At 39.5% G+C, this 22,020-nt stretch carries 15 protein-coding genes and 1 riboswitch; of the genes, 7 read left to right on the forward strand and 8 right to left on the reverse strand.

All coding sequences use genetic code 11. From position 1 onward, the window contains the following. The first annotated feature begins 7 nt into the window (after nt 1-7). Genes C9J40_RS11660 through C9J40_RS11675 form a run of 4 tightly spaced genes read left to right on the forward strand, consistent with a single transcriptional unit; the run spans nt 8 to nt 8,053 of the window. Nucleotides 8-349 (forward strand): hypothetical protein, encoded by a 342-nt coding sequence (locus C9J40_RS11660; protein WP_107246944.1) that lies wholly within the window; start codon nt 8-10, stop codon nt 347-349. A gap of 4 nt (nt 350-353) precedes the next feature. Further along, nucleotides 354-701, forward strand: coding sequence for a hypothetical protein (locus C9J40_RS11665; protein WP_107246946.1), 348 nt, complete (start codon nt 354-356; stop codon nt 699-701). 1 nt (nt 702) lies between these two features. After that, nucleotides 703-7,566, forward strand: coding sequence for an RHS repeat-associated core domain-containing protein (locus tag C9J40_RS11670; protein WP_107246947.1), 6,864 nt, complete (start codon nt 703-705; stop codon nt 7,564-7,566). Nucleotides 7,567-7,570: 4 nt separating this feature from the next. Then, a complete protein-coding gene (locus C9J40_RS11675; RefSeq protein WP_233220317.1) occupies nt 7,571-8,053 on the forward strand; it encodes a hypothetical protein in 483 nt (160 codons plus the stop codon). Nucleotides 8,054-8,197: 144 nt separating this feature from the next. Here the strand turns inward: C9J40_RS11675 and punC are convergent, their stop codons facing one another. Continuing rightward, a complete protein-coding gene (gene punC, locus C9J40_RS11680) occupies nt 8,198-9,418 on the reverse strand; it encodes a purine nucleoside transporter PunC (RefSeq protein ID WP_107246951.1) in 1,221 nt (406 codons plus the stop codon). Between the two features lie 105 nt (nt 9,419-9,523). Between punC and punR the strand changes: the two genes are divergently transcribed. From punR to C9J40_RS11695, 3 genes are all read left to right on the forward strand, one after another. Next, nucleotides 9,524-10,426: a DNA-binding transcriptional activator PunR gene (gene punR, locus C9J40_RS11685; RefSeq protein WP_105060039.1), complete on the forward strand. Its 903-nt coding sequence runs from the start codon at nt 9,524-9,526 to the stop codon at nt 10,424-10,426. A gap of 115 nt (nt 10,427-10,541) precedes the next feature. Then, entirely contained in the window at nt 10,542-11,963 is a 1,422-nt protein-coding gene (locus C9J40_RS11690) for an alkaline phosphatase (RefSeq protein WP_107206478.1), read from the forward strand. 71 nt (nt 11,964-12,034) lie between these two features. Then, on the forward strand, nt 12,035-13,135 hold the full coding sequence (locus C9J40_RS11695) for a YibE/F family protein (RefSeq protein WP_107246953.1): 1,101 nt from the start codon (nt 12,035-12,037) through the stop codon (nt 13,133-13,135). 95 nt (nt 13,136-13,230) lie between these two features. Here C9J40_RS11695 and C9J40_RS11700 read toward each other — a convergent pair whose 3' ends face one another. The 7 genes from C9J40_RS11700 to C9J40_RS11730 all read right to left on the reverse strand — a co-directional run bounded on the left by C9J40_RS11700 (nt 13,231) and on the right by C9J40_RS11730 (nt 21,998). After that, nucleotides 13,231-14,448, reverse strand: a complete 1,218-nt coding sequence (locus C9J40_RS11700) for an ABC transporter substrate-binding protein (protein ID WP_107246954.1) — start codon at nt 14,446-14,448, stop codon at nt 13,231-13,233. Between the two features lie 38 nt (nt 14,449-14,486). Next, nucleotides 14,487-16,634, reverse strand: a complete 2,148-nt coding sequence (locus C9J40_RS11705) for an FAD-dependent oxidoreductase (RefSeq protein WP_107246956.1) — start codon at nt 16,632-16,634, stop codon at nt 14,487-14,489. Beyond that, the gene (locus C9J40_RS11710) at nt 16,627-17,241 is read right to left on the reverse strand and encodes a carboxymuconolactone decarboxylase family protein (protein WP_107246957.1); all 615 of its coding nucleotides are present in this window, start codon (nt 17,239-17,241) and stop codon (nt 16,627-16,629) included. The genes C9J40_RS11705 and C9J40_RS11710 overlap by 8 nt, the downstream gene beginning before the upstream one ends. A 459-nt stretch (nt 17,242-17,700) precedes the next feature. Then, nucleotides 17,701-18,291: a TfoX/Sxy family DNA transformation protein gene (locus C9J40_RS11715; RefSeq protein WP_105060044.1), complete on the reverse strand. Its 591-nt coding sequence runs from the start codon at nt 18,289-18,291 to the stop codon at nt 17,701-17,703. 134 nt (nt 18,292-18,425) lie between these two features. Next, nucleotides 18,426-18,516: riboswitch (cyclic di-GMP riboswitch) on the reverse strand. A 198-nt stretch (nt 18,517-18,714) separates the two neighbouring features. Further along, the gene (gene purR, locus C9J40_RS11720; RefSeq protein WP_107246959.1) at nt 18,715-19,719 is read right to left on the reverse strand and encodes an HTH-type transcriptional repressor PurR; all 1,005 of its coding nucleotides are present in this window, start codon (nt 19,717-19,719) and stop codon (nt 18,715-18,717) included. Between the two features lie 405 nt (nt 19,720-20,124). Further along, the gene (locus tag C9J40_RS11725) at nt 20,125-20,964 is read right to left on the reverse strand and encodes a heme ABC transporter ATP-binding protein (protein ID WP_107206401.1); all 840 of its coding nucleotides are present in this window, start codon (nt 20,962-20,964) and stop codon (nt 20,125-20,127) included. After that, the gene (locus tag C9J40_RS11730) at nt 20,961-21,998 is read right to left on the reverse strand and encodes an iron ABC transporter permease (protein ID WP_107246960.1); all 1,038 of its coding nucleotides are present in this window, start codon (nt 21,996-21,998) and stop codon (nt 20,961-20,963) included. Before C9J40_RS11730 ends, C9J40_RS11725 begins: the two co-directional genes overlap by 4 nt. Nucleotides 21,999-22,020 lie beyond the last annotated feature (22 nt).

The raw sequence follows: 22,020 nt of genomic DNA on the forward strand, positions 1-22,020 counted from the left end.
AAAAATTATGTCTAATTTAAATAAAATTATCTTATTTTTTTTCATAAGTTTTTCAACATTCTCATTTTCTAAAGAATGCAAAGTTTCTGACGCAATGGTAACTCAAGTTCATCAATATAAAGATGGTACTATTTTTATTAATGTTGATAAAATTAATAATTGTGGTTGCCCACAGCAATATAGAATGGCATTCCATAAACTTGAAGATGAAAAGTTTTTTATATCTGCAGCCTTAACAGCATTAACTACAGGAAAAAAAGTATCGTTAGTAGGTGATGATGGTGACGGTAATTGTCCTGTACACGGTAATACTGCAAAACTCAAAAGTTTCTATATAAATAATAATTGATATTATGAATAAATATTTTAAGTTACTGTTATTTTTTGTGCTCGCTTTCATATGTATTTTTCTTTTTTTATTTCTAACTGACGAACCCAATAAAAAAGAAAGTGAAAGCATTTTTTTTCCTGATCACACAAAAAAAGAATTAGGCTTTGAAGCTGAATACCCTGCGCCAATGAAACAATTACAGCAGGTGCTAACACATTCTTATATCAAAGAACCGACAGATGAGCCTTTAGAGATAAATGTTGGCTTAGAAAAGCTAAGTTATGAAAGTGATAGTCAGTCCGAAGACGTTGAATTAATTAGATTGCAGCGTGAAATAAACAAGTTAAGAGAGATGGTGGCTAAGGATTAAAATGAAAAAAATAATAAATGGATTTTTACTCTCATTACCTTTGTTTTGCGGTTATGTAAAAGCAGACGCACCTTATCTTGAGGGTGATTTTCATGTTTCAGGTGGTCAGGCTAATTATGAGCTTCCCCTTGATTTACCGAAAGGTAGAGCGGGTCATACTCCCTCGCTAGCGATTGGATATAATAGCAATGGGACGAATCAAGAGCTTGGATTAGGGTGGTGGTTGAAAGGAAAAAGCACAATTACAAGGTGTGCACGTACATTGTCAACGGATGGACAGTGGGGAGGTGTAAAATTTGATAGTAATGATAGATATTGTGTTAATGGAAAACGACTCATTGCTATAACTGGTAAAGATGGTGAGCATCTTACAGAATATCGTACTGAAATTGATGATGGTAATAAATACGTATCCTTTAATAAAAAAGGGAGTGGTCCCGAATATTTTAAAGCTTGGACACCGTCAGGTATCGAGCATACATTCGGTGGTACTGCTGACTCTAGATTATCATTATCCAATAATATATTAAGATGGGAAATTAGTAATAAGAAAGATAACTCAAATAACCAAATAGAGTATAAATATATTACTGATAATAATGTAATATATTTATCTTCAATTAGTTATTCTGGAGGTAGGGCGAATTTTAATTATTCAGATAGAAGTGATTATTATAAAAAATACTTTCTTGGTCATAAAGTATTAAGGAAGAAAAGATTAAATGATGTAAAAATATATAACGCATATAATCAGGAAGTCAGTAAGTATACCTTGAATTATAAATATGCAGATACTTCTGGTATATCTCTTGTTACGAAAATTTCTAGCACTATTTCTGGTCATGAATTAAAACCTATCGATATTAAATGGGATTATCAGGTACAGCACCCTGGTTCACCGGCAAAAAATATTTTAAATGTAACCAATCCGATCTTATACGACAAAGAACGGGATGGTGTTTTTGATGTTGTTTCAAAATCAAATAATCATGCTTTAGGAATTTGGAATAGTACTGGTTTAAAAGAAATAAAAGCTTGTAATTCTAATACAGGATGTAATGTTGCTGATGATAACGGCGATGGAATTAACAACCTATCTAAATTAAAAAGACATGATACAAATGGTGATGGAAAGACTGATAGTTCTGGTGATGGGGATGTATTAGATATTAATAATGATGGATTATTAGATTCGTTTATATTTCGTTCTGATAGCCAAAAAGGAAGGTTTAGTGGTTCTAACGATAAAGATTGGTCTTATGATTATTCTTCTTTGTATGTGAAATTTAATAATAAAGAAAAATTTGGATTGCTAAGTTATTGTACATACATAAGAATGAGATGTCCTTCCCAAACTGCTGACTATAGATACCGAACGGGGAAGATAAGAAATGTAAAATTTATCGATCTTAATAATGATGGTTATAAGGATATTTTATATCAATCAGGTAATTATTATATTCTTTTGAATAATGGAAAGGACTATGAGGCACCTGTTGAACTTAATAATACTTCTAATTATATCTCTCAAGTTATTGATGTTAACAATGATGGACTTAAAGAAATTATCTTAAAAGATAAGCATGATAATAATCATCAAATAGTTTATCTTGATTCTGATGTTAATAAAGTAAAAGCCATCAAAAACTACAATGGTAATGCTTATTACGTTGATACAAACTCAGATAATATTATTGAGAAATTGACAGTCGATGGAAATAAATATTCATCGAAAATAAGATTTACACCAAGTTTATATAATGTTAGTTCAATAGAGTCATACTCTGATTTAGTAGAGTTGAGTTATACTGCGATATCAAACAAAATCTATCATAAACAAAAAAATTATTTTGATTTTCCTGTTCTGAACAGCACGCCTTCATTAATTGTTGTCGAAAATGTATACAGTAGAAAAAAAGGAAGAACCCATTATGATTATGTTGGTGCAAAATCACATGCTAACGGCGGGGGATTTTTAGGCTTTGAATCAATAACCTCAAAGTACTACTCCGGATCAGGTGTAATAACAGAGATATACTCTAAATACGAGCAGTATCGAAATGTTGGCGGGCTAATAAAAAAATTACCTACTGGAAAGCTGATTTATCAAAGTGAAAAAAGAAACAATAAATTAATCCGTGAAGAGTGGAATAAATATACACATAGACCTAAGTATGGCTATGGTGGTAAGTATTCATACCAAATATTACAGACTGAAAATAAAGTTCAAGTTAAAGATGAACTTGGCAAAGATTTAGGCTTAACTCAAAAAAAATATACTCACAATTCATTAGGTCGAGTAACAAAAACAGTAACGACAAAGTCCTTATCTGGTCAGACAAAGTTTACTCAAACTGATGAAACTAGCTACGTATCATCGGGAACGCCGTCTTATAAAGTTATTAATCAAGCGCAAAATACTAGCTCAAGTAATATTGCGCGAAATCTAGCTAACTTTGAACATCTAGATGTTTGGTGTGGAAATGACAATAAACAATACATTAAACCACGTAATAAATTCGTACATATTCATGGTGACGTTGTAACTCCAATTTTGATTGGAAATTACCCCTATTTTTATCGGTTAGATGTAGCCAGCACTTCATCGAATATAACCGGTAATATACATATAAATAAGACAAATTATACAGCCGTAAGCGAATCTCACTTTAAATCAAAATCGCCCAAACTGTGTGGTGAGTACTATATTTATGATCATAATGGTGATGGCTTACAAGATATTGTTTCACATAAAGGATCACTGGTTACACTGATTTCAGAGTCAGGTAGGGAATTTTGGAAAACGGGTGCTATTAAGCAACGTGTGACAACCGTTTCTTTTAACGGGTTGACACAAAAGTCCATCGGTTCTATGTCGTACGATAACCGTGGAATGTTATTATCACAAACAACTCAATCGAGTGATTATGGCAGTAGTTCGATAGGCGCAAAGTCACTTGTACAACAATTCCAATATGATGGTTATGGCAATGTTATCTCTGAATCAACAGGGGGAACGCAAACGGGTTCAAGAACAGTTCGCACCACTTTTGATAGTAAAGGGTTATTTCCTCGTTCTTCATCAAACTCCCTAGGTCATACAACACTTTATGAATATGATCAGCGTTTTGGACTTGTTTCAAAGGTCACCGATCCTAATAATCGTGTAACTAACTACGCTTATGATTCTTATGGGCGTTTACAGCAAACTTCGTTGCCTGGAAGAAACAATTGGATCAAATATTCATACAAATTGGGATCAAATTGTGAGACTAAAGCGAGCAAAGCTATTTCATGTATCGTAACTGAAAGAAATGGTCATGGAAAAACGTTCACACAGTTCGATAGAAGCGGCCGAGAAGTTCGCAATATCCATCAATCATTTGATGGACGCTGGGTATATGTAGACCAACATTGGGATAATCTTGGGCGAAAATTGCGTCATAGCCGAGCAAGCTTCGAAAAGCCCGATGATTTCATGTCAAATGTTCCTCATAGCCAATTTAGCTATGATTCTTTGGATCGTGAAACTTATAGCAAAATACCTTCAGATTCTGGGAGTGGGTGGCAAGAGAGCAGAGTAAGCTATAAAGGCCTTGAAGAAACCTATACAGAGTCAAAAGCGGGGGGAACATACACAAAAACCATCACCAAAAATTTACTAGGCCATGTAGTAAGAATTGATGAGCCATTAGGCGCCTCACAAACTTACACTTACTACCCAGATGGTAAGTTAAAAACAACTACGGATTCGTCCAACAATACGACGACTATTCAATACGATAACCTTGGCTACCGCAAGTTATTGATCGATCCAGATTTAGGTACGTTACATTACGACTATAACACCTTTGGTGAGTTGGTATATAAGCGTGATGCAAACGGTAAAACGACACGTATCACCTATGATCAATTAGGTCGTAAAATACGTGAAGATGTCTCTGGTATCGTATCAACATGGGAATATGACGGACGAGGAAAGGGGCTTCTCCATCGACAAAAAAGCTCAGGAAATATAAAAAATTTCTTCTATCGCAATGGCTTGCTTGTAGAAGAAAAAATGGAAGCTAAAGGGCAAACACTGGTTCAGCGTTATGAATACGATGATTTTGAGCGTATTGCGCAAGAAATTCGTCCGAATAACCTCGTCTTGCAATATGTTTACAATGAGTTTGGTTACCATAGTGCAGTAAGAAGCCCTAAATCAGCGGCTGACAGTATTTTTACCAGTTTAAGCTTCCAACAAGACGTTCGGGCTCTTATCAATGATGCTTCGTCGCAGGCACAAAAGTACCTGAATTTAGCCAATCGTTACGCACAGCAAAGGGATTTTTATAATCGAAAAGCCAGTGAAATAAGAGGCAACAGTGTCGATGTTCATGAGCTTGATTCGCAATCTTTAGGCTTACTAAATGGTGCACAGCGATTTAGAAAATACTGTAATAGTGCGGGTACCTGCTACTTGCAACCTGCCACATGGCTTATTTTACATGATGACGTCTCTATTCCGTTAGATGTCAATATTGATAAGTATTACCGCCTAACTAAACGCTACAGTCATAGCAAAGGTGGCAATAAATACTATGACGCGACGGTTTATGAAACCTCAAGTCATGAGTTAAACCGAAGTGGAGCTACACAGCAAGATGATTGGGTATTAAAGGATCACGATGATAATGGTTCACTTGATCTAATTGCAGGTAAGCATCTTTACGGGGCTTATAAAGATGCATCGACATCGCAAGAAATTAACTTCACAGCGCAAGAGCTTGTACTGGCGAGTGAAATCGCTAATGCACGTTATAAAACCTATAGCGAATTGGCTGGAAAGTTAGTATCGCTATCACAAGAAGTAGCCAAATTAAGTGGGCTTTATAAACAAGATATACAAAAAGTAGCTAAGCAAAAAACGCACTTGCAAACTATTATCCGCCAATCAGAGTTAGCAAAAGCGAATAAAGATGCGTTTATTTACTATTGGCAGCGTACTAACACTGACGCCTACGATCACACGACGAGTGAAGTTTTAGGTAATGGACTAGCAAACAGTTATGTTCACAGTGAAAAGACGGGACGTGCAAAAATTATTGCCACCCATAAAGCAAGTAAAGTTACCAGTCGTACACAATTGTTAAGTCGTCAATTTGCGCGAGATGGCTATCGACACATAAATTACAACTACGACAATTGGGGTAATGTTACTCAACGTTATGATAGAAGCCTAGGGTTAAACGAACGCTTTACTTACGATTTACTCGACAGAGTAACTAGTGCCACACCAATGCTGGATGATCGTAATCAACATGGTGCTGGTAATCCTGATTTTAATCGACGGTTTGATTACCGCTACGATAAATTAGGCAACATTACCTATAAAACAGGAGTAGGCCAGTACTACTATCGTTCATCACATAAGCATGCCGTAACTCAAGCGGGTGATACGCATTATACCTATGATGCTGCTGGCAATATGGTAAGAGCGACTAAACAAGGTAAAGAAGAACGCAGTATTGTTTGGACAAGTTTTAACAAACCGCAACGTATTACACGCAATGGGCATACAACCTCGTTTGAGTATGATGCTAATCATGCCCGTTTTTATCGTGAAGATAGTAGTGGTAAACAGACTCTGTACTTTGGAAAAACTTACGAGCAAGTTGTTAATACCAAAACCAAACGTGTTGAACACAAACAGTACATTTATGCCGACGGTAAGCTAATTGCGTTGCATGTTAGCGACTATGACAATCAGAGAAACCTGAGAGATAAACAAATTCGTTACATGCATTACGATGCTCTTTCATCGGTAGATTTAATCACAGATGGATACGGGAACATTGTTGAACGTCGTAGTTTTGATGCATGGGGCAAAGCACGTAAACTTCTATGGCAAGATACCAATAACCCAGCCACATTATTGCAATTGAGCTTAACCACGCGGGGATTCACGGGGCATGAACATTTAGAGGAAGTTGGCCTGATCCACATGAATGGGCGGGTGTATGATGCAGATATTGGGCGTTTCATTAGCCCAGATCCGATTATACAAGCCCCATTTATGACCAATAGCTTCAACCGTTACTCGTATGTGATGAATAACCCATTAAAGTATATTGATCCAACTGGCTACTCCTGGGCTGGCGATAATACGAATATGGCGACAGGACAAAGAAATCCATCTGGACAAGGCGAACCTGATGGTCATGGAGGAAGTGTTGGTAATCCTGACCGTTCGCCAAATAATCCTTATGGAGATCGTGACGACAATGGAAAAAGCCGACATCGTGACAGTAATAAAGATTATATACCCGACTCTATGCCAAATAAACCTGCAGTTATTGGTGAAGAAGTTAGTTTCTCAATTATTGATCAACAACTTGCAGCAGATATTGTTTATAATGGCTTTTTGTCTACACCTGAAGATGTCATTACAGTCGGGACAAATGTATATGATGCTTTAAGTGCTTCTCAAACCTTTCAACAAAACCTAACTTTAGGAGTGAAAGCTCTTGTTGATGGGGCGGCTATGGTGGCGATTAAAAAAGCCAAACCATTTGAAGAAGTTTATAATCGTGTTACAAAGAATGGAGTTGTAACCGATGGGCCTAATGGACCATTTAGTTGGTCTAATAAGGAACGATATACAACTAACCCAAAACTACGGAAAGACTGGGAGAAAGAGCACAATCAATCTTGGCCAAAAGATCCTGCTACTGGAAAAAATCAGGATGTTTCGCATGAGATTCCTTTGAATGATGGTGGCCCCGACCACGTATCCAATGTGAAACCAAGAACGGCTGATAATCATAGGCAGCGACATAAAGATGCGGGAGATTTCTCTCGTTGGGGTAAGAGAAGGAGATGATAAAGTGGTTGAAATTGATTTTTCGAAAGTGGTAAAGACTGATATCTACATATCTAGCATTTCTGAAGATAAAAGCGAATTTAATTCAATGCTCATTGAGGCGCATTCAGAGTTGAATTTTTATAACTGGTGCTCGGAAATTCTCGAATCGTACGTGGGTATCTTCGTTGCAGGAGTTGTTGGGGTCTTTTTATTCAAAATAAAACCAGGTAGTCCTGATGTTGATGAATGGCTGTGGGTGGTCGTTGGAGACCTACCTAGCATTTACCTAACTTGCGACGATAGTCCTAACGCGGCTTGTGCTCTCGATTCGTATATAGGTGCGATGCAAGAGTGGGTCGAAGCTGCGGAATGTGGAGATTCTGTTGCAAATTTAGTCCCTGTCAATGTACCTGCAACCCCGGAAAATGCAAGCAAACTTAAATCTAGACTTACGATGCTAGATGAAAGAGTGCTTAATCTATATGAGAAAGATTTGAAAGCTTAACGTTCTGGTAACGTTACAAACAGTGAAGCTAAATAGTATTACGTTAATGAACTCTTAACTGCCAGAGTTAATGAAGAAAAAAGGGGGAGCTGATAATTCAGCTCCCCCTTTTGTAAAACCAGTATGTAGATTGGCTAAAGCATATTACGCAGTTTGTAGCTCACCCTCTTGCTCTTCTTTACGAGCTTGAACGACTAGGACAAAACCAACGATTGCAATAAAGCCGGTAATGAACATGCCAGTTGTTACTGTTAGTAGACCGTGTGCAGCGAATGCTGAAACTAAACCACTAGCCGCAAAACATACCATAGTCTGCATGAAGTTAAGTAGACCAGCAGCGGTTGCGCTACAGTTTTTAAAGTCAGACAGTGCTGCGCTAATAACAATCGGGTAAATCGCACCATTCGCCACTGCTAGGAAGCAGAATGGGATTAAGATAGGCCAGATTGTTGTTACTGTTGTTGTTACCGAGATAATAAACATTACCGCTACGCTTGCAAAAAATAGCGCTAAAATCCACGGTAGAAGTTGCTTACCTGAGTAACGGTTTAATAAAGTACGACAACCGTAACCACCCACGATGAATGCCACTGTTTGTGGTGCGTAGCTTAGGCCAATATCTGCACCTGAGTAACCCATTGCAGACATAACAAATGGCGAACCTGTTAAGTAAGCAAAGAATGCCGCAGAACATGCTGCGAAAATAACCATGTTACCCCAGAACTTTTTAGAGCGTAGGATTTGGCTATAGTCTTTACGTAGTTGAACCGTTACGCTTTCTTGCTCTTTATCTAATGCAGCACTTTCTTTTTCTTTAAGCGTTAGCATTGCTAAAACAGCACCAAAACCGACTAATGCAATAAAGATGCTGCGCCAGCCTACGTGATGTTCAAGCAGTGCGCCTAATAATGGTGCTAATGCTGGAGATAACGCGACAAGCGGCATAATGGTTGCGAATACACGCTCAGAAGTTTTACCCTCGTAACGGTCAACAACCACTGCCTGCCAAATAACCGTTGCGCTACATGCACCCAATGCTTGAGCGAAACGTGCTAATAAGAACACTTCAATGTTTGACGCAAAAGCAGAGGCTAAAGAGCCAAGGCTAAATAGCGCAATACCGCCAAGTAGTACTTTAATACGTCCAATACGATCAGACAGTGGGCCGTAAACCAGTTGGCCTAATGCCATACCAAGTAAGAAGATACTTAGCGAAAGGCCGATTAGAGATTGGGTTGTAGCAAAGTCGGCACGAATCGTTTCAAACGCAGGTAAATACATATCTGTGGCTAAAAAGCCCAGCATGCTTAAGCAAGCGAACCAAAATAGGGTGATTTTTGATGGTTTAGCGTGTTGTTTATTCATTTTTATTATAACTATATCTATATGACATATGTGTAGTGTAATACTGGTTTAAATCGCTGTGAAACGCTAATATTTCAACATTGCTTTCAAAAAATTTGATTTGATATGTTTTCATACAACGATCTCCAAGTTATTGACGTAGTTGCCCGTCGTGGCAGCTTCTCTGCTGCGGCTGAAGAATTACATAAGGTCCCTAGTGCGATTAGTTATACTGTTCGATTAATAGAAGAGCGATTAGCTGTCGAATTATTTGTTCGATTGCACAGGCAGGTGAAATTGACACCCGCTGGTGAGTATTTCGTCGAAGAAGCGCGCAAACTTATTAAACAGATGGATACCATTAAATATCAAACCCAACGGGTAGCGAATGGTTGGTCAGAAAATGTTTCTGTTGCGCTTGATACTGTGGTTCGCCAAAGTCGAGTAAATACCCTTGTTCGAGATTTCTATTTACATTTTCCAGATGTAGAGTTGCACCTAACAATGGAAGTGTTTAATGGGGTATGGGATGCCTTAGCTGATGGGCGGGCTGATATTGCCATTGGCGCAACTGCTGCAGTGCCAATTGGTGGCAGCTTTGATTATCGTGATATGGGCGTTTTAACGTGGAAGTTTGTGGTATCGCCAGATCATCCTTTAGCAATGGCATCGCATCCGTTAGAGCCTTCTGAATTAGCGCAATATCCTGCGATTTGTTTAGAAGATACCTCTCGAACGTTACCTAAACGAACAACTTGGCTAATGGATAACCAACGTCGGATCATGGTGCCAAGTTGGCACAGTGCATTTCAATGTTTACAAGCAGGGCTGGGTATTTCTGTTGTTCCTAGCCATATGGCGATCAGTAAAATTGAATCAGGAGAGCTGGTGGAAAAAGAGCTCGCGGTGAAGCCTTCAATGAGTCCCTGTTGTTTAGCATGGAATACAGAAACGTTGAGCCCAGCTGTCAGTTGGTTACTCGATTATTTAGGCGACAGTGAGCAGCTTCATCATGAATGGATGCGTTAATAAGGTGATATTGATTCCATTGAGAATACCCATAAAGCATATAGTGTGTTTTGTAAGAATTGTTTAATAAATGCAATGTAGCTTGCTCGCATTCAATAAAAACAGCGAGTTAACAATGTCTATTTTAAAACCCACTTTAATTGCATCATCTTTACTTCTTTCTTTAAGTGCTCATGCAGCAGATGCGCCGAAATATGTATTCTTTATGATTGGTGACGGTATGGGGACAGCCCAACGTCAGATCAGTGAATACTACTTGCAGCAACAAAATGGGGATCAGACACAACGTTTAGCCATTAATGCAATGCCTGTAGCAGGCATTATTACCACCCATTCAGCTAATACTTTAGTAACCGATTCTGCAGCAGCAGGTACAGCATTAGCGACCGGAGTAAAAACGGATAATGGCGTTATTGCAATGGATCCAAAAGGGCATAAGTTACGCTCAACGTTGGATGCAGCTAAAGACAAGGGGATGGCAACAGGTATTGTTACCACTACACGTTTGACCCATGCGACACCAGCCACTTTTGTTGCTAAAAACATTAGTCGCGATAACGAAAATGAAATTGCCAATGATTACCTAGCATCGAATGTCGATTTCTTTGCCGGTGGTGGCTCTCGTCACTTTATTAATGGCGAAGGCAGTAAACGTAAAGACGGTAAGAACCTTGTTGATGGGTTCAAACAAAAAGGCTACCACACTTTTATTGGTGCTGATTCTTCGGCGGATTTCTTAGCCTTCCATCCAACGAACTCGCAAAAGGTTTTCGCCTCTTTTGCCTCATCGCACCTTCCTTATGAAATTGATCGTAAGAAAGATCTTAGTACGCCATCTCTAGCGCAAATGACGTCAAAAGCGATCGAAACATTGAAGTACGATCCTGACGGTTTCTTCATGTTGGTAGAAGGTGGTCGAATTGATCACGCGGCACATGCTAATGATGTATCAACGGTGATTCAAGATACCATCGCATTTGATCAAGCAGTAAAAGCGGCTGTTGATTTTTATGAGCACCATAAAGATGAAACACTAATTATTGTAGCGGGCGATCATGAAACTGGTGGTATGGGCTTAGGCTTAGGTGAGAACTATTTTGTACAGTTAGATAAGCTAAAAGATGTTGATGAGTCTATCGAAGACAAGCTTCAAGGTGTATATAACGGCGATCGTAAAGCCTTCATGAAGCATATTGATGAGCATTTTGGTTTGAAGTTGCTGACGAAGGAAGAGCAGCAAACGCTAAATCATGCGATGGATATCGATGACGAACTTCGTGCTAAAAATATCACTGATTTTGACGGTTACAGCACGCATAATGATGCGACTTATGGTGGGTATGATCCAGTAGCCATTGCTGTAGCGCACATCACTTCACAACGAGCAGGTGTTTACTGGACAAGCTATGCGCATACCGCGACACAATTACCGCTTTCTGCAGTTGGTGTCGGTGCTGAGAAATTTGGCAATTTTGAAGATAACACCCAAGTGGCGAAAACATTAGCGACATTAATGAACGTAAAAATTGGTAGTTAGGGATTAATTTTTAGGTAAAGGCTGTCTTGGACAGCCTTTTTTCGTGGTTTTTAAAGCAGTTGGAAACAAAAATGCGCGGTGTGATTTTAGCCTTTATCGTTCTTCTAGTGACGTGTTGTGAAATGTTTAGTCAAGGTGTGACAGGATCTGACTATAAAGTCGGTGAAGTAACTGCGGTTAATAACAGCAAGGTCACCATTATTGGTAGTAATCGTCTGGGAGAGCAGGCGTTAGATTTAACGCTGAGTAATAATAAAAAAGTCGTTGCCTACAATTTGATGAATGGTGCGATGGAATATGATGAATATTATCAGGTTGGCGATCGCGTCTTAGTGGCGATAGCGAAGAATGATCACACACGTACAAGGGTGATATCTCGTTATCGTCTTCCTGCATTAATCGGCTTAGCAATCGCCTTTAGTTTAGGCTTGTTACTGTATGCACGAAAAGTCGGTGCCAAAGCGTTAATGTCGTTCATTGGATCTATTGTGATCATCGTAGAGCTTCTGATCCCTGGGCTTATGGCGGGTTATTCTCCTTTGTTAGTCACCGCCGTGTGTTTATTAATGCTGTGTAGTTTGATCATTTTGTCCGTTGCCGGTTGGACAGCAAAAGGAAAGGCGGCATTGGCAGGCACGATTATTGGATTAATTGTCACCATGATTCTGTGTGTGTTGGTCGGCAAGTTACTTCATTTAGACGGTATGACACAACCTTTAGCTCAGCCCTTATTGTTTGAAACGGGCATGTATTTAAACATGCTAGATATTCTGTATGCCGCCATTTTAATTGGGGCGAGTGGGGCGGCAATGGATGTTGCGATGGAAATGGCGGCGACGATGGAAGAGCTAAAAATCAATGCGCCAGACATGAATCAAATGGATTTGTTGAGATCAGGTTTTCGAGTTGGCAATGCGGTGATCGGGACGATGACAACCACTTTATTGTTAGCCTATTCAGGCAGTTTTTTAACAATGATTATGTTGTTTGCGAGTCGTGGTAACGATGTGATGCAAATTATCAACATGAAAGTCGTGGCAGCCGAAATTGCACGAACATTAATTGGTAGTTTATCGTTGATTATTGTTGCACCTATTACGGCATGGATAGCATGTTGGATGATCAGTAAAGAGTTTGAGCCTAACGCGCAAATCGAATTAGAAAAAGCTTAATAAAAACAGCCAGCATGTCTGAACTTGCTGATGAAAGAGCAGAGCACAGTGATGTGCTGGCTGTTTTAATAACAGTTAGAGCAACATAACAAAGTTTAGTGTCCGTAACGCTTTTGCCATTCATGCTCAATGGCCATTAACCATGTAGGGTTGGGTTCGGCAATAGATGGATAAAGCTCAAAAGACTGGCTCTTATAAGGCTCAGCTAATTGGCTAAATGCTTGGGCTTTTAGCACTGTTGGATCGCCCCAAATCTTGGTGTCTGATTTACGCGCTTGTGCTTCTGGGCTCATTAAAAAGTTTATCGCAACCAGTGCTCCTTCTTTTGCTGATGCATTCCATGGTATCGCTAAAAAGTGAATATTGGTTAATGCCCCTTGCTTAAAGGCATAGGTTTTCGCATTTTGAGTTAAATTACCGTTCTCAATTGCAGCTGAGGCAGCGTTGGGGTTAAAAGTGACAGCTAATAATAATTGCTGATCGTCAAGCAGTTGTACGGTTTCTGCAGTGCCCGCTGGGAACTGTTTACCACCACGCCATGCCACTTTATGGAGCTGATCTAAATAGTGCCAAAGCGGTGCTGTCACGTTATCAAATAGCGTTTTTTCTGCGGGTAATGATAATGGCTGATAGAGTGCTTTTTTATCGTCAGTGAGCTCTAGCAATGCTGCTTTTAAAAAGCTGCTACCATGAAACTCTGGTGGGCGAGGGTAGCTGATCTTACCAGGATTCTTTTGCGCTAATGCTAATAGCTCTTTAAAGCTTTGAGGTGGTTGTTTAAGCACACTGGTATCGTAAATAAAGACGAGTTGACCAACGCCCCAAGGCGCTTCATAGCCTTCTGTTGGTTCGCTGAAATCTTGATCAATAGGTAGCTTAGTATCAACATACTTCCAATTGGGTAACTGTTGAGTAAAAGGGCCGTACAAGAGGTGATGTTGCTTCATTGAACGAAAGTTTTCACCATTGATCCAAACTAAATCAACCCCACCGTTGGTGTTTTTCCCCGCTGTTTTTTCTGCCAGTAGGCGCTGGGTCGTTTCAGCGATATCGGTGACTTTGACTTGCTTTAGAGTTACACCGTAACTTTTTTGTAATTGTTTATCGGCCCATTTTAAATAGTCGTTGATTTCTTGACTGCCACCCCATGCATTGAAGTAGACGGTTTGACCTTTGGCTTTTTGTTCAATTTGTTGCCAGCTTTGACTTTCATTTGCAGGTGCTTTCGTTTCTTCAGCGTAAGCGAAGCTAGAAATTGTTAACGATAACGCGATGCCTTTCGACAAGGCTTTGAGTACATTTTTTTTCATCATCAGAGTTTCGTCCTTTTTAATTCCTTGTACCGAATGACCTATTTACGCATCCATTGATGATAACGTTTAACCATTGCCAATAACTTTTGTGGGGCATTGGCCTGTTTCCATACACCAGCCGTATATTTAGTGGCTTCACTCATGGTGGGGTAAGGGTGAATCGTCGATAAAATCTTATTCAGTCCCAGTTTGTAGCGCATTGCTAAGGTAAATTCCGCCAGTAGTTCGCCGCCATGATGGCCGACAATTGTGACCCCTAAAATCTTATCGCTATTGGGCGGGGTTAGAACTTTAACGAAACCTTCGGCAGCATTGTCGGCAATCGCACGATCTAAATCGGATATAGGGTAAGTATATGTTTGATAATCGATATTTTGTGAAATAGCTTCTTTTTCATTGAGACCAACTCGAGCTAACTCTGGTGCAGTATAGGTAACGGCAGGTAATACCGAGTAATCAGCTTTAAACTTTTTGAATGTACCAAACAAGCTATTTACTGAGGCATACCATGCTTGATGCGCGGCTGCATGAGTTAATTGGAAAGGGCCTGCCACATCACCCACAGCGTATATATTAGGATATTGCGTTTGTAGGTAGTGGTTAACTTTGATAGTCCCTTGTGGGTTAGTTGCTAATTTTAGCTGCTCTAAACCAAAACCTTTGGTATTAGCAACACGACCTAACGCCACAATAACCTGATCAAATTCAACGTCGATCGTTTGCTCTGCCGAAAGATCATCAAGCTTAACGAGGTGATATTGCGCCGCCCCTTTCTCTACAAAACTAGCGGCTTTGTGCTTAAGAAGAACTCTAACGCCTTCATGAGTTAGCTTTTGATAGATTAAATCGGCTGCATCTTTATCTTCACGATTAAGTAGCTGATCTGCCATTTCAACTAAGATGACAGATGCGCCAAGACGATGAAACGCTTGAGCTAATTCACAACCAATAGGACCACCACCCAAAATCAATAATTTTTCAGGTAAAGTATCTAGTTGCCATAGGTTATCGGACGTTAATGGATTGACTGTGTTTAAGCCTGAAATATTGGGCAACAATGGGGAAGCCCCTGTTGCGATAATAATGTTACGTGTGGTGATCACTTTGCCGTTAACTTCTACTTCCCAAGGCGACAAAATCGTCGCGTCACCTTGGACACAATTCACACCAAGCTTGCTGTAACGTTCAATAGAATCATGCGGTTCGATATCTTTGATAACCTTGTGAACACGAGTCATAACGGCTTTAAAGTCGATTTTTTCAATTTTAGCTTCAATACCAAATTGTTTTGCTTGTTGCAGCTCATAAGCGCTATGAGCGACACGGATTAAGGCTTTAGATGGCACACAACCTGTGTTTAAGCAATCGCCGCCCATTTTATGACGCTCAATTAATGTGACTTCCGCTTTTACGGCTGCCGCGATATAGGAGCTGACTAAACCGCCAGCACCCGCACCAATTACCACTAGGTTTTGATCAAATACTGTAGGTTTTTGCCAACCGCTATAAACCTTTTGGCTTTTGATGTAATTAATAATTGTTTTTGCGAGCAGTGGGAAGATCCCGAGTAATACAAGAGATATCAATACAGGAAATGAGATGATTTCGCTCAAACTATTAATGTTACTCAGTTGAGTACCGGCATTCACATAAATAGCAGTTCCAGCCAGCATGCCAAGCTGACTGACAAAGAAGAAGGTACGAGTTTTAATCGGGGTTAAACCCATTAGTAAGTTGATCAGAAAAAACGGCACTACAGGGATTAAACGCAGCGTTAATAGATAAAATGCGCCTTCGTTTTCAATCCCTTGATTAATGGTCGCGAGGCGTTGTCCAAACCGCTGTTGTACCCAGTCTTGCAAAATATAGCGGCTTGATAGAAAAGCCAATGTTGCACCTATTGTGCTGGCAAAAGAAATAATAATAAGGCTAGGCCAAAAACCAAATAATGCCGCTCCAAGCAACGTTAAAATTGCAGCGCCGGGTAAGGAAAGGGCTGTCACGGCAATATAGAGTACAAAGAAAAACAAGTAAGCAGTGAAAAGTTGACTTTCAATCTTTGCTTGTAGGGCTAATTGCTCTTGCTTGATGAACTCAAGGGTAAGGTATTGGCCTAGATCAAAATGTAGCCATAACGCAATAAGGCTGACAATGACCAGCAGCAATAGCGTTTTTTTCTTATTCATTTGCCTGATCCTTTTTCGTTATGTTTTTATCTGATGCTTGCACGTTATCTTGAGCAATATCGTTAGGCGTAATAGGAAGAGAACAAAAGCCTTGTGCTGGCACATCGAGCGCAGTGTTAAATTTCGCCGACAAGTTCTGAAAGCTAACTAAAGCAGTGAGTTCAATAATATCATCACTGCTATACCATTCTTGTAGCGCGACAAGCATTTCATCTGTCACTCGTTTGCCTGTTATTGTCATCGCTTCAGTGTAGACCAACACAGCGCGTTCTTGATCTGTAAACAGCGTAGAGTGTTGCCAGTTGGCGAGTGCTTTAATTTTATCTTCTGAATCACAACGTTCGGCGAGCTTCATACCATTGGCATCAACACAAAAGGCACAATCGTTTAATTGTGAAACACGCACACAGACCAAAGATCGCATGACATCTTGAATCGGTGACTTCTTACGGTCGAGAAAACCAAAAAAACCTGCGACTAACCAAAATAAGACAGGTTTACGTCCCCATAGCTTTGCAGGGTTTAATACTTGACCATAGTGGCGAGCTTGAAGCCATAGCAAAGGCTTTACCCATAAAGAGTCAATTTTTTTGATCGAAATGCGCATGTGATTCCTTAAAAAACACCCTAAAAGTAGGGTTTTATACGATCTTACTCAGTAGCAGTTGTAAACATGTAGACCTTAACAACAGACATTGTATTTCATTTAATGATAAATATTTCTTTTTCTTCAATTGGTTGGTGAAAAAATCAGCAGGAGATAAGACAGTTTAAAGCGCCGCGTTATTTATTAGTGAGAAGATGGGTTATTGGTCGTATTAGCAAATAATTAGGCATGGAATATAAATAAAGATAATTATCATTTATATAAATCAAGGAGTGCAAAACGGAGGGAATTAATTTAATGGCAAAAGTTTGTTATTATGCAATTAAACCAAATAAATATTGAATTTTATAAAGGAAGATAAGGATAATACGGAAATTATTTTTGAAAGGTATACTTAGAAATAAAAGAATGGGGGCTCTTTTATTCCTAAGTATTTTATATTTAAGACAACTTATATTTTTAAGATAAGGCAGATAATAGTTCATTTCGACGTTGCTCAGGAATAACTGACCAATGTTGACCGCTAATTGCGCCTTCCAATGCCCAAAGCAATTCAATACTCAATGGACTTGTTTGTGATTCTTGAAGTGCTTTATATGCGCCAAGAGAGCCCACTGCTAGAAGTTGTTCAATAGTGTTTATGCCTGCTTTTTTAAGCATTCTTTCATTTGATAATCGTAGATTAGGTAAATCTTTAATTCGGTCAGGTACGCAACTCTCCTTTTCTTGCTTGTCTTTTTCTGCTGCATCCAGTGAATACCTACCTTGAGCTACAATCTTTGTGGGTTCATCCCACCATTGGTCGGGTATTGCATAGTGCTTGGTTACAACAGGGAAGCCACGTTTTTTATAAACATAGGGTTCCAAGCCAGCTTGTTTGAATTCCTTTTCAGTTTCAGCATTTGCACGTAAGTGAAGTTTATCGTTCACAACTAATGCAAACATTGTATCACCAGAAAAAATGCCAAAACCGCCAAACATCGACCGTGATTTTATTGAACCAAAATGGTCAAATAATTTTAATGAATCTTTTAATATTGGTTTATCCATGCTTCTACTCGGTGAAAAAATATGAGTGTCACCTAAACATTAAGAGCGAGGAAATAGATTAATTAATCTACACATTGATACTGTCAATATATTGTTAAGTTTGTGTCATAATATTGTCGGTTCAATAATAATCCTTCGGTAACCCCGCTACCTTGAATTATTAACATAATTTTTAGGCCGGTGGTTTTGCGTCTTAATCTTTCAATTAATTTGCCAGTTCGTGACTATATAAAGTTATATTAAATAATACTTTTAATATTAAATCTAAGCTCTCAAAAATGTGATATTGGTTCAGGTATTTGTTCTTAGCTTATTTTAATAAGCTTTATAATTATAAATACTCATGATTGTTTTTTATAAGTAAAAAAAAAGCCAACAAGGTTAACTTATCGGCTTTTCCTTAACATAGAAAGATAAATTTTATTAGTTGAGATCTTTAACCGATTTTCTCTCAACAAGTTTAGGCGTCATTTCAAAGGTTTGACGCTCATGATTCTTGTCTTTCACACGCTCTAGCAAGATTTCGATGGCCTTTTTACCTAAACGACGTTTAGGCTGGTGGATAGTTGTTAGCGGTGGCGCAAAGTAGGGCGCAAGGTCAATGTTATCGTAGCCAATGATTGAGATATCATCAGGAACACGCAGACCTGCCTGTTCAAAGGTACTGATCAGAGCCATAGCCATAATGTCGTTAAAGCAGAAGATAGCAGTAGGGCGATCTTCCATTGCGATAAACTTATGAGCAGCTTCAACGGCTGACTCACACTCAAAGTCACCGTCAAGTAGCCAATTATCATTAACAGTGAGATCTGCTTCTTTCATCGCTTTACGGAAGCCCTTTAGGCGCTCTTGACAAGTAGACTTATCAACTTGTCCAGATAAACAGCCAATTTTCTTATGACCATTTTCAATAAGGTGCTTAGTCGCAATATAACCGCCGTTTTCAGCGTTATCTAGAATATTATCAGTATGTGGGCTTTCTGGGCCCCAGTCCATGATAACCATAGGAAGATCATTTTTACGCTCAAGTAAATCGAGCAGCATTTGATCCAGATCGCTGCACATAACCAATAGGCCATCAACACGCTTTTCAGAAAGCATACGTAAGTAATCACGTTGTTTTTCTAAGTTACCTTCGGTGTTACATAAGATCAGTGTGTAGCCTGCACCATAACAATATTCTTCAACACCATGCACAACTTCGGCAAAAAATGGGTTAGTCGATTTAGTGACTAACATGCCGATAGTACGTGTTGTATTACATTTTAAGCTTCGCGCTACTGCACTTGGGGCGTAGTTAAGTTCATCTACTGCAGCCAAAACTTTTTGTTGCGTTGCTTCTGCAACAAAGCGTGTTTTATTAATCACGTGCGACACTGTAGTAGTTGATACACCTGCCATACGTGCAACGTCTTTAATGGTTGCCATATTTATTCTTCTTATCATGGTCAGATTAGGATCTGACAAAGGTTTTTGATACCAAATTGATTAATTACGTAGTCTATGGCTTACGAGTTCACTCGCAGAGATGAAGATCCTTTAGTTATTAGCTACTTAATTATTCAATTTGATACCGAATTATAGGGTGTTGCAATTATCATGGATCATAAACAACTAAAGCCGCAGTAAAATGCGGCATTAGAAGATAGAAACTATTTTTACACTAATTACACATGTAATCGCTTGCGATCACATTTTACTGTGTGTTTTGCGTTGTGCAATCTTTCTATTCAACTTGATTGAATTAATTGATCATTAACCGTAAAAACTCGATGTTTGTCATGCTAATAGCTTCAATTTATTGTGTATATCTAGTCATTAATAGATAAAACGTTAAAAAACAGAATGATTGGCTGATAAAAGATAAGGAAAATCACCACTTGGATGAGTATGAACACTGACAGGCCAACCATATAAGGTATCTATTACTTCAGGAGTAAGAACTTGTGTTGGCGTGCCGTCGGCTTTTATTTCTCCTTCGTTAAGGAAAATCATCCGATCAGTGTATTGGGCTGCAAGGTTTAAATCGTGCAATACCACAATTACAGCGGCGCCTTGTATAGCCATATTTTGGGCAATTTGTAAGGTGTGGTGCTGGTGGGCGAGATCGAGTGCTGAGGTGGGTTCATCTAACATCAAGATACATTTATCACCGGCTTTACTGAGTTGTGTTAAAACCCGGGCAAGGTGTACACGCTGTTTTTCACCCCCCGATAAGGTGGGGTAGAGACGTTTAGCTAAATTGTTAATATCAACGTATTGCATGCTTGATGCTGTTGCATCTTTCAGTTCAGGCGAAGTGAGCTGCAATGGAATTGCGCCTAGCTCGACAACTTCTTTCGCGGTAAAGGCAAACGATAATGCGCTATGTTGTGGAAGGACACCTAAGTGACATGCCAATTCTTCCCGAGCCCAATTATTAAGCGGTTGATCAAAGAAAGAAACCGTGCCTGATTTTGGCGTAATCTCCCCACATAATACTTTTAACAGGGTACTTTTACCTGCACCGTTTGGCCCAAGTAATGCGGTGACTTCTCCTGCGTGAATATCAATATCAAGATGATTTAGCAGGACTTTATCACCGAATTGTAATGATAAGTCGCGAGCCTGAATAACACAGACTTTGTCGCTACTTGCTGTAAAATCGACCTTTGCTGAATGATTTAACGTCATGACATCTGACTCTTTTGATTAACTAATAAATAGATAAAGAAAGGCGCGCCTAACATGGCGGTGATGATCCCAACCGGCAGCTCTTGAGGCGAGAATGCGCTTCGAGCAATCATATCGGCAACCAAGAGGATTAAGCCGCCAAGTAAAGCCGAAATTGGCAATAAGGTTTTATGATTTGGACCTGTTAGCATTCTACCCACATGAGGAATAACCAAGCCAATAAAGCCAATCGGGCCACAAACGGCAACAGTCATACCCACTCCCGCAGCACATGTAATAATTAAATTACGTTTTAGTTTTTGCGTGTTAACCCCCATATGTCGAGCTTCAGCTTCGCCTAATAACAACGCGTTTAAATTACTGGTATGACGATAAAAATAGGTAAAGAGTAACCCGAATGTGCAATAGGCGAGAATAATGCCTGTCCATGTTGCACCAGCCAGTGAACCCATTGACCACAATGATAAATCACGTAAGGCTTGATCGTCGGCAACATAATTGAGTAACCCAAGCCCTGCGCCTGAAATTGCGGTTATCGCGACACCAGCGAGTAGCATGATCATCACCGATGTGCCGTTTTTATCTGTGCCTAAGCGATAAACTAAAACGGTGCTGATTGCGCCGCCAATAAAGGCAAAAATAGGCACAATAGCGAAGTTTAAAAGCTGAGGGAATGATGCGGTGAGAGGGGCAAATAAGACAATGGCCAATGCAGCACCTAAGCCTGCACCGCCCGTGATTCCGATGATCCCAGGATCTGCAAGCGGGTTGCGAAACAGTCCCTGTAGTACAGCGCCACATACAGCTAAAATTGCACCGATAGCAAAACAGAGAAGCGTACGTGGTAAACGAATTTGATGGATCACTAGGCTGACATGTTTAGCAAGTTCATGATCACCGGGTAATAGTGCTAACAAACTTTGTTTATAACTGATCGCCATAGGACCTATAACAATAGAAGAAAGCCCTGTAAAAATAAGTAAGGCGATACTTATTATATAAATATGATGGGCTGAGAAGCGTTTTGCATACATGTAACAACAACCTTACGCACGA

The organism is Photobacterium sp. GB-72 (assembly GCF_003026095.1).
GTDB lineage: Bacteria > Pseudomonadota > Gammaproteobacteria > Enterobacterales > Vibrionaceae > Photobacterium.